Here is a 9,812-nt window from a genome sequence, read left to right as displayed (position 1 = left end):
CAGATAATGGATGGGTAATACTATTATTATGCGTGACCACAATAGCCTCATCTATAATATGCTGACTGACACCGCGCTTACGTAGCGTCTCAATGAACACCTCATCGTGCGCTAACGTATAGTCTTGATGATCACGGTCAAGACCTTGGCGAATGTATAAACGAATCAGCCATTGAATACGTTTAAAGCCAAGCTCTGATGATGTGGCCTCTAACAGCTCAATCATCTCCTCAGAGAGGCGAATACTAATCGGTCGCATGATTTTTTGCGGATGATCAGAAAATTTATTTTTTATGCGTACAGGTATCATAATAAACCATTACTGTGAGTGAGTAGGAATAAAGAACTTGAACCAGAACTAGAGATAACGCTTAAACATTAGACAACTTTTTAATAAACAGCCTTTAAGCTATTCGCTAACAGCGCCACTACCATCTGAAAATTTTTACGATAGAGGCTATTAACCAAAAGTTATCAATAATACTTACCATACAACAAAACCGCTCAAAAGAAAACTACAGAAGCGCTAATACAGCATCCATAAAAAAGCCTTCATCGGATAATGATGAAGGCTTTCCATAATATGGCTCCTCAACCTGGGCTCGAACCAGGGACACACGGATTAACAGTCCGTTGCTCTACCAACTGAGCTATTGAGGAATAAGCTGTGATAACAAAAAACTGGCTAAACAACAACGGTAATAACCGCTAAGCCCGTTCGCGTTATGTGGTGCACATTTTAGCCAAGGTTTTGATATCTGTCAACCCCAGCCTCATAGATAGTTCTGCTTATTGCTATAAATGTGAAAATTAAGGTCAATAACTCATGGTTGAAAGCGAGAATAGCTTTCTAATCGAGTAGCATCAGAGATATTCAATGTCTTAAAATAGTAGCCATAAAAAAACCCTCATCAAAGTGATGAGGGTCTTGGCATATGCCATAATCGAATCAAAGTTGACTCAAAAAATTTACTAACTACTACTAAAATTTGGCTCCTCAACCTGGGCTCGAACCAGGGACACACGGATTAACAGTCCGTTGCTCTACCAACTGAGCTATTGAGGAATGTGCTGTAAGTGTCTATTATCTTACAGTTAGCTCAACACAGACTCTTTCAAGTTCGTGCTAAGTGGGGCGTATTCTAGCAAAGATAAAAAATAGGTCAAGCCTTTTTTGCACTTTACATGAAAAATATAAGATTTAGTGCTTAAACACTGAATTTTATACGCTAAATTCGATGAACAATAGATTCAGTAATAGAAAGAAAGACGCCCTTGATAGGACGCCTTTCTTTGATTTTAAAACCACTTTTAAGAATCATCTTTCAAACTAGCTAATTATTAACGCTTATTCAGTAACGTCTAAGTCCGCAACGGCTTTTTCGATCCGTGATAGTGCATCTTTTAGCGTGGCTTCATCAGTGGCATAGGAGATACGCATATGACCACCAAGACCGAACGCATCACCAGGAACAACAGCAACGCCAACTTTCTCTAGTAACCACTCTGAAAACTCAGTACAAGAAGACAAGCCAGCAGCTTTAATCAAAGGCACAATATTAGGGTAGACGTAGAATGCGCCGTCAGGACGCAAGCAAGTAATGCCTTTAATTGCATTTAAGCCGTCAACCACTAAGTCACAACGCTTCTCAAACGCTTCTACCATTGGCACAAGGACGCTTTGGTCACCACTGATAGCCGCTTCGGCAGCGACTTGACTGATTGACGCTGGGCATGAGGTTGACTGCGACTGTACTTTTTTCATCGCGCCAATCAATTTGGCAGGGCCACCCGCATAACCAATACGCCAGCCAGTCATCGCATAGGCTTTTGATACACCATTTAAGATAATAGCGCGCTCTTTTAGCTCAGGTGCCGCATTCAAAATATTATAGAACTTATCACCGGTCCAGCGAATGTGCTCGTACATATCATCTGATACGACATAGACTTGTGGATACTTTTTGAGCACTTCAGCGATAGCTTTTAGCTCATCTAAGGTATAAATCATACCCGTGGGGTTAGAAGGGCTGTTTAGTACTAACATTTTGGTTTTGTCAGTGATGGCGTCTTCTAACTGTTCTGGTGTGATTTTAAAATTTTGCTCAGAAGGACATTTGACGATGACCGGCACGCCTTCTGCGATGATGACCATGTCAGGGTAGCTGACCCAGTACGGTGCTGGGATGATAACTTCATCACCTGAGTTAATAAAAGCTTGTGCAAGGTTAAAGAATGACTGCTTACCACCGACTGATACTAAGATTTCATTAGGCTCATAGCTGAGATCATTATCACGCTCGAATTTCTCAATGATTGCTTTTTTAAGCTCTGGCGTACCATCGACGGCGGTATATTTAGTAAAGCCATCATTAATCGCTTTAATCGCTGCTTGTTTGACATGCTCTGGGGTATCAAAGTCAGGCTCGCCCGCACCCAGCCCGATAATATCTTTGCCAGCCGCTTTTAGTTCTTTGGCTTTATTGGTGATGGCAAGGGTAGGTGACGGCTTGATGTTATTGACACGGTCAGACAGTTGCAGTTCGCTCATGAGAGATCCTTTTTATCTGTGGTTGAGGTTTAGGGAAGTCAGATAATGATTATATAACGTTTTGATGATTTTCATAACGCTTTGATAGGTATCAGGGCACGGTAGGGACACGATTAGGTAAAAAATGTAGCTTTGCCTAATCGATACGTAGATAAATGAGTGCAGTTTTGGCATTGTAGCATGCTGATATTATTCTGTCTTAGGCCGCTGGTAACAGAAGAATTATAGTCTGCACTGATTATCTTCGCATTAAAATTACCGCGAGTTAACCGTATTAGTTTTCATATTGTCTTAATAAGTTGGCTCAATAAAAGCTGATAGCTAACCATGCGCTTGCGAAGTTACAACAATAGCCGTGCCACCTTATACTATAATTGTCTAAATACTGATTATTTAGATTTGGTAAATCAAAGCAGTTCTTTGATTAGCTTAGCGTGAATAAAAATAATTACTGCTCGCATACAATAAGGCATATTTTAAAAGTTTGATGTCCCTCCATAGCGATTTAAAAGGATATTTAAGATGACAAGTTCTCCTAAAAAACTTCATATTTTGATTACTGGTGCGACTTCTGGTATTGGTTATCAATTGGCCAAGGACTACCTTCTAGCAGGTCACGAAGTATATGCGGTCGGCCGTGATGATGAAGCGCTTGCCGAGCTTAAAGACCTAGGCGCAACGCCGGTTGATTTGGACTTAATGGACCGTGATAAGGTCATCGAGGCCTTTGAAAAAATCAGTCAGGTTGATTTAGCAATTTGTGGCGCTGGCATGTGCGAATATCTAGATATGCCAAACTTTGATAGCAGCGCATTTATGAAAGTGATGTCGGTCAATATGGGTACCTTGTCACATGCTATTGAAGGCGTGTTGCCACAGCTGATTGCTTCAAAAGGTCGGCTAGTAGGAATCGGTTCAGCGTCTGCTTATGTCCCGTTCGCACGTGCAGAAGCTTATGGTAGCTCAAAGGCGGCCATTCATTATCTAATGAAAACTTTGCAAATTAGCCTTGCGCCACATGAGGTATCAGTAAGCTTAGTCGTACCGGGGTTCGTAGAAACCGCAATGACCAAACAAAACGACTTCCCAATGCCATTTCTTCAAACACCAGAACAGGCCAGTCGTGCTATTCGTAACGGTATTGAAAACGGTGATGAGGTGATTGAGTTTCCTAAAAAGCTAACGTTACCACTAAAGGCTTTGGGTACGTTACCGGATATGGTTTGGCAGCAAGTTAGCAAGAAAATGAATAAAAAGTAGTTAGCAATATGCTATCCAATAGAATGTCTAAATAGAGTACAAAGGAAAGTGTTTATGTCGTTTATTCGTCGCCAGCGAACGCCTGTAAAAAATAGCAGTATTGTCAAAGACTCATTACATACTCAGACAAAAAAAAGAATAGCTATTATTGGCTCAGGGGTATCAGGCCTGACTTGTGCGCACTATTTGGCTAAGCAGTATGATGTGACGGTATTTGAAGCTAATGATTATATCGGTGGGCATGTTAATACTATTGATGTGGCGCTGCAAGACGGTAAAAAACCAAAAGCGAGTAAAACAGAGACTAGCGCGATTGACACTGGGTTTATTGTTTTTAATGAGCGAACTTATCCTAATTTTTTCCGTTTGTTACATGATTTACAAGTGCCATTTCAAGCGACTGATATGAGCTTCTCGGTCAAAAACACTGATCGCAACTTTGAATATAATGGTCATACGCTCAACACGTTATTATCGCAACGTAAAAACATACTTAGCCCCAAGTTTTGGCGGTTTATAAAAGATATTTTACAGTTTAATAAACATATTCTTCAGCTTAGTAGAGATTATGACAATGCTCGCTCGCAAGGACGAGACACCAGTGTATTTACCGAGCAAACGCTGGGTAGTTATTTAGCCAGTAAACGTTATGGCCAGTTATTCACTGATAACTATCTATTACCTATGGTATCAGCCATCTGGTCAACCAGTCTGGAAAAAGTTGAAGACTTTCCATTGGTGTTTTTCGCACAGTTCTTTGATAACCACGGTTTACTGGAGGTCGTCAATCGTCCGCAATGGTTCACTATCAAGGGTGGCTCTAAGCAGTATGTCAATAAGTTGGTGAGGCGCTTTGTCAAAGCGGGCGGTACAGTGCGGGTGAATAGTCCAGTACAGTCCATTAAACGCTATGATGACAAGGTTTCCATAACTTTTACAGATGCTAATGTAAATACCAATATAAATACTGATGCAGAGACTAAAACTAGCGGCGACCTGCAATCGTTAACATTTGATGAGGTTATCTTTGCGTGCCATGCCGATACCGCTTTGCGTTTACTGAGCGATGCCAGCACAGATGAGTCAGAAGTGCTTAGCCATTTTCACTTTACCAAAAATACTGCCGTACTCCATACTGATACCAGTGTGTTGCCCAAGAAGCCTTTGGCATGGGCGAGTTGGAATTATCTGATAAACAACAAGGTAGATATAGAAGCTGATGTAAGAAATAACCAAAAAACTGCTGCTAATGATACTACTGTTAATGATAATAGTAAGCAAGTCACATCAAAACCAGTGCTCACTTATCATATGAATATCCTACAGCGCTTGACCAAGCAACATAACTATCTAGTGACTTTAAACCGTGACATTGATCCGGCACAGGTGATTAAAAGTATCGGCTACAGTCATCCGGTCTTTGACAAGGCGATGATTGCTGCCCAATCTCAGTGGTCACGTATTTCCGGTAGCGGTCTGCATACTCACTTTTGCGGGGCATATTGGTTTAATGGTTTTCATGAAGACGGAGTACGAAGTGGTCTTCGCGTTTGTCAGGCTTTAGGTAGCACTATTGAAATTAAGGATGAGGTTGATCCCAGTCATCTGCCTGATGCTGAGAGTGCGCATACGCCATTTCGCTATCAGGATTTACCGGTAAAAGCGGATAAGCAGCCGCGCAAACTTAAGAAACGTCAGGTGATGACTGCTACTACCAATCAAGAGCTGGTTGATCATATTGCTACCTTACAGACGGATGCTATTAGCCATACAGACAAGGTGAAACGCGGATTTTTCGGACGTCGCCGCTAGGTTGCATATACCGTGAAATAGTTTATAAGTAATACTGTCATTAAGTCACTTTTTATTTAAGAGAACATTATGTCACCCTTGTCACCCTTGTCACCGTCGTCTGAATCTATCCATTCAAAGGTGTCGCAAACGATGCCGCATCAGCTGTTTGATGGTACGACGTGGCATAGTCGCCTGCTGCCAAGTGTGCACAATTTTACTTATCCGTACCGTTATTGGGGCGTGAATATCAGCGCTTTAGCAGCAGGGCAGGCCCTACCAGAGGTAAAGACGCCAACAATAAGTAAGCGTATCCGTTTTAAGGGACTTCCTTTATTCTCGGCAAAGCATAAGGCATTACAGCAGTTTTGCGCCGAAGATTATTTAATGGGTTTAGAGGGATCAGAAGATGTCGATGGCAATAATGGGGACAGTAACGATAACACTGCTAATATTTCTGACAATGCAAATGACGACTGTAACGCCGGCCAAGCAACCGCTCAAAAATTAGCAAAACGTTTACATCATGCGTTTATGAAGCATACCGGTAGCGCGCCGACAGGCGATATCATCGGGCTGGTAGTCTGCCGTAACGTAGGGGTATATTTTAGCCCAGTAAACTTCTATTTGGGCTTTGATAATGAGCAGATGCCGACTCATTTATTAGCTGAAGTCTCTAACACACCGTGGAATAAACGCCATTATTATGGATTTTTATTAGATGGGGTGGACACTGAGTTTTGTCACGATAAAAACTTTCATGTGTCCCCCTTTAATCCCATTGATCAGCAGTATCGCTGGCAGGTTTCGGTAAAAAAACAAAGCAAAGAGCCATCTAATTGCTTGCAAGTTCGTATTGCGATCAATATCAGTGACGCGCGCGGTGAAGTATTAAAAACGGGCATAAAGATGTCTGGCGTACCGATGACTGCTGATTCTGTTCGGTACAGCTTACGGAAAAATCCGCTAATGAATATTAGCTCATTGACGCGCATTTATTGGCACGCTTTTAAGCTCTATGCCATCAAAAAAGTGCCCTATATTAATTATGATGAGAAGTTAGCAGATAGCCAGCAGAAAGAGGGTAGTTCTACCAAAGCGAATGATAAAGAAAAGAATTTTTCAGAATTGCAAGCTCAGTCACAACACCCAAAGCATATACAGAAGGATACTAGTACGATGCCAGCAAGCCCAACCGACCGCACGCCAACTTCAGCCTTAGAAAAAATGACTGCCCGTATGAGCCAAACGGTGAATGATAGTGCCCTCTTAAAGCCTATCAGCCATAGTGTGAATTATTTAGCAAGGCAGGCCGTATTTCGCGCGTTAAATCACCTACAATTCGGCATTATTACGGTGATCGAAGATTTTGATGAGCAGGGCCCATATAAGAAAACTTTTGGAGACACAGCTAAGGATCTGAAAGTCACCGATTCAGCACCGCTTAGCAGCTCGGCAGTAGGGCGGCATAGTCTGAATGTGACTTTAATAGTTCATGATAGCAAGGTCTATCGTCAACTGTTATTTGGCGGCTCAATTGCCTTAGCAGACAGCTATATCGATGGCGAGTGGGATACTGATGACTTGACGGGTCTTATACGATTGGCGGCGCGCAACTTGGCCGTTGTTAATAAGTTAGAGAACCGCTTTGCCGGTATCAGTAAGACTTTAGAGAAGGCCAAGCATCAGCTACGTAGTAATGATAAGTCCGGCGCGAAATCAAATATATTAGCGCATTATGACTTGGGCAATATCATGTATGAGCGCTTTTTAGACCCGACTATGATGTACTCATCAGCGGTATACCCTACGCTTGATAGTTCACTTGCACAGGCGCAGCAGCACAAGCTGGAGCTTATTTGTCAACGCTTGCAACTCAAAGCTGATGACCATGTGATTGAAATTGGCACCGGCTGGGGCGGATTTGCGATTTATGCTGCCAAGCATTATGGCTGTCAGGTGACTACTACCACAATTTCTGATGCGCAGTACCAAGAAGCGCGTCGCCGTGTTGAAGCAGCTGGCCTGTCTGACAAGATTACCTTGCTCAAACAAGACTACCGCGAGCTGACAGGGCAGTACGATAAATTAGTCAGTATTGAGATGATCGAGGCCGTCGGGCATGAGTATTTGCCAACATTCTTCGCCAAGTGTAATAGCTTACTCAAGCCTACAGGTTTGATGGTGCTGCAAGCCATAACCTTTAACGACCAGAACTATTATGATTATGTGGAGTCAGTTGACTTTATTCAGACTCATATTTTCCCAGGTGGTTGCCTGCTATCAAACCAAGAGCTGACCACCCAATTCGCTGAGCAGACCGATATGGTCGTTAAGCAGCTACACGATTATGGCTTTGACTATGCTTATACATTGCGTGATTGGCGTGCGGCTTTTATGTCACAGCGTACAGAGATCAAAGCGCTCGGTTACGATGAGGCCTTTATTCGTTTATGGGAATTTTACTTTTGTTATTGTGAAGGTGGGTTTTTGGAGCGTACCATTGGTGTGGTGCAGGTGACTGCAGTCAAGCCAGATAATATTGATAGCTTGCATTGATAACTTACATTTTACTGATCTACCGTATGCATGGCCATCTGTTAAGTAGATGGACGAATAGTTTTCATACTAACAGCGCCGCATTATAAAAAGCACTGCTATAAGAAAGCACTGTTATAACAAGTCTCATTATAAAAGGATATTATCATGGGTTATGTATTTATCTATCTTGCTGCCGTTGTCATATTTTTAGGTGTCGATGCGGTTTGGTTAACCACCATGAAAAGCGCGTTTTATGAGGAGCGTATCGGGCACTTGCTTGCTGACGAACCAAATATGTTGGCCGCTGGTGTGTTTTACATGTTCTATATACTAGCGCTGTGCATATTGGTGTTGTATCCACAAATCAAGGCCGGTAGCTCAGTTGGATATATTTTCTTGCTTGGTGGCTTAATAGGTCTGATGGCATACGGAACCTATGACTTTACCAACCTTGCATTATATAAAGGATTTACGCTAGATACCGCATTGGTAGACTTTGCATGGGGTGGATTTTTAACCGGATCAGTCAGTGCTATCGTGGCATGGTTGGCTTATCACTTTAATTGGTTAAGCTAGATATTTTAAAGATAGCTTGTATAGTTGGAGCCAATTTAAAACGAATACAGTATGGCTGGGAGAAATTTTCGAAGCCTCTAGAGTGACGCAGTCGCACAGCAAGCTAGAAAATTTTTTACCCGCTATACAAAATCTTATGTGTATCCATTTTATTTGGTACTGACTATAGCGGATTACAAGTTGCTTAGCTGCCGGAAATCAGGTTGAGCATATAAGCCTCGATTGGCTACACTTAGTCGCGTAGTGTGATACAAATACTTGCTTATGTACCAAAGCAGGTATCAAGAGCCTACTATCCAACTGGTATTAATTTGCGCTGGATTAGTTGTTAGTTTATAAACGCTGTTGTATAAATATCTCTCAAAATAAATAAGTCTCAAACGCTAGTAAGGAATGTAATGTCTCAAGCCAATACTACCTCAACCGCCAAAAAAGCCCCTTTAAATCATGAGTTATACATGTCGGTGCTCATGACGCCTGATATGGCCAACTTTATCGGTAATGTCCATGGGGGCGATCTACTCAAAATGCTTGACCAAGTCGCCTACGCTTGTGCCAGTCGTTATAGCGGTAGTTATGTCGTGACCCTATCGGTCGACCAAGTGATGTTCCGCGAGCCTATTTACGTGGGTGAGCTGGTGACCTTTGCTGCTAGTGTCAACTACGTAGGGACCACTTCGATGGAAATAGGCATCCGGGTTGAGGCTGAAGACGTACGAGCACGAACCATTCGCCATACTAATAGCTGTTATTTCACTATGGTAGCCATTGATGATAATGGTAAACCGACGCCCGTTCCGCCACTCAAACTTAACACACCGATTCGCCAGTGCCGTTTTGACGCTGCCCTAGAGCGTAAAAATTTACGCACGGAAGGCTCGAGTCGACCCAGCTGTGATATCTCTAACATAGCCGATGAACAGGCTAATCCTCATGATAACGCCGCTGTAAATAGCGACAGTTAATCATACAAAAACTCAAAATCTAAACAGTGATTCACTAAAAAATTACTGATATCTTTGCCTTCATATTTTAGGCTAAGATATCTTTTAATCTAAGTATCTTTCAACCTAGGTAATTTTTAACCTAAGTA

General features: G+C 42.2%; 7 protein-coding genes and 2 tRNA genes. 5 read left to right on the top strand and 4 right to left on the bottom strand.

From position 1 onward, the window contains the following. From JMX97_RS10435 to JMX97_RS10420, 4 genes are all read right to left on the bottom strand, one after another. Positions 1-310, bottom strand: a 310-nt coding sequence (locus JMX97_RS10435) for a CopG family transcriptional regulator (protein WP_201557868.1), incomplete at its 3' end; no start/stop codon positions are given. A gap of 274 nt (positions 311-584) precedes the next feature. Next, a tRNA-Asn gene (locus JMX97_RS10430) sits at positions 585-660 on the bottom strand. A gap of 330 nt (positions 661-990) precedes the next feature. Continuing rightward, a tRNA-Asn gene (locus tag JMX97_RS10425) sits at positions 991-1,066 on the bottom strand. Between the two features lie 282 nt (positions 1,067-1,348). Further along, the gene (locus JMX97_RS10420; protein ID WP_201557866.1) at positions 1,349-2,551 is read right to left on the bottom strand and encodes a pyridoxal phosphate-dependent aminotransferase; all 1,203 of its coding nucleotides are present in this window, start codon (positions 2,549-2,551) and stop codon (positions 1,349-1,351) included. Positions 2,552-3,073: 522 nt separating this feature from the next. Here JMX97_RS10420 and JMX97_RS10415 point away from each other — a divergent pair. From JMX97_RS10415 to JMX97_RS10390, 5 genes are all read left to right on the top strand, one after another. Further along, positions 3,074-3,811 (top strand): SDR family NAD(P)-dependent oxidoreductase, encoded by a 738-nt coding sequence (locus JMX97_RS10415; RefSeq protein ID WP_201557864.1) that lies wholly within the window; start codon positions 3,074-3,076, stop codon positions 3,809-3,811. A gap of 54 nt (positions 3,812-3,865) precedes the next feature. After that, positions 3,866-5,623: an NAD(P)/FAD-dependent oxidoreductase gene (locus JMX97_RS10410; protein WP_201557859.1), complete on the top strand. Its 1,758-nt coding sequence runs from the start codon at positions 3,866-3,868 to the stop codon at positions 5,621-5,623. 69 nt (positions 5,624-5,692) lie between these two features. Next, positions 5,693-8,161, top strand: a complete 2,469-nt coding sequence (locus tag JMX97_RS13805; RefSeq protein WP_227671471.1) for a DUF1365 family protein — start codon at positions 5,693-5,695, stop codon at positions 8,159-8,161. 147 nt (positions 8,162-8,308) lie between these two features. Then, a complete protein-coding gene (locus tag JMX97_RS10395; protein ID WP_201557858.1) occupies positions 8,309-8,719 on the top strand; it encodes a DUF2177 family protein in 411 nt (136 codons plus the stop codon). Positions 8,720-9,117: 398 nt separating this feature from the next. Continuing rightward, the gene (locus JMX97_RS10390) at positions 9,118-9,684 is read left to right on the top strand and encodes an acyl-CoA thioesterase (protein WP_201557857.1); all 567 of its coding nucleotides are present in this window, start codon (positions 9,118-9,120) and stop codon (positions 9,682-9,684) included. Positions 9,685-9,812: the final 128 nt, after the last annotated feature.

The sequence above is a fragment of the Psychrobacter sp. 72-O-c genome, assembly GCF_904846605.1.
Taxonomy (GTDB): Bacteria; Pseudomonadota; Gammaproteobacteria; order Pseudomonadales; family Moraxellaceae; genus Psychrobacter.
The sequence above is the reverse complement of the archived record's forward strand: the minus strand, read 5'-3'. Positions and strand labels throughout refer to the sequence as shown.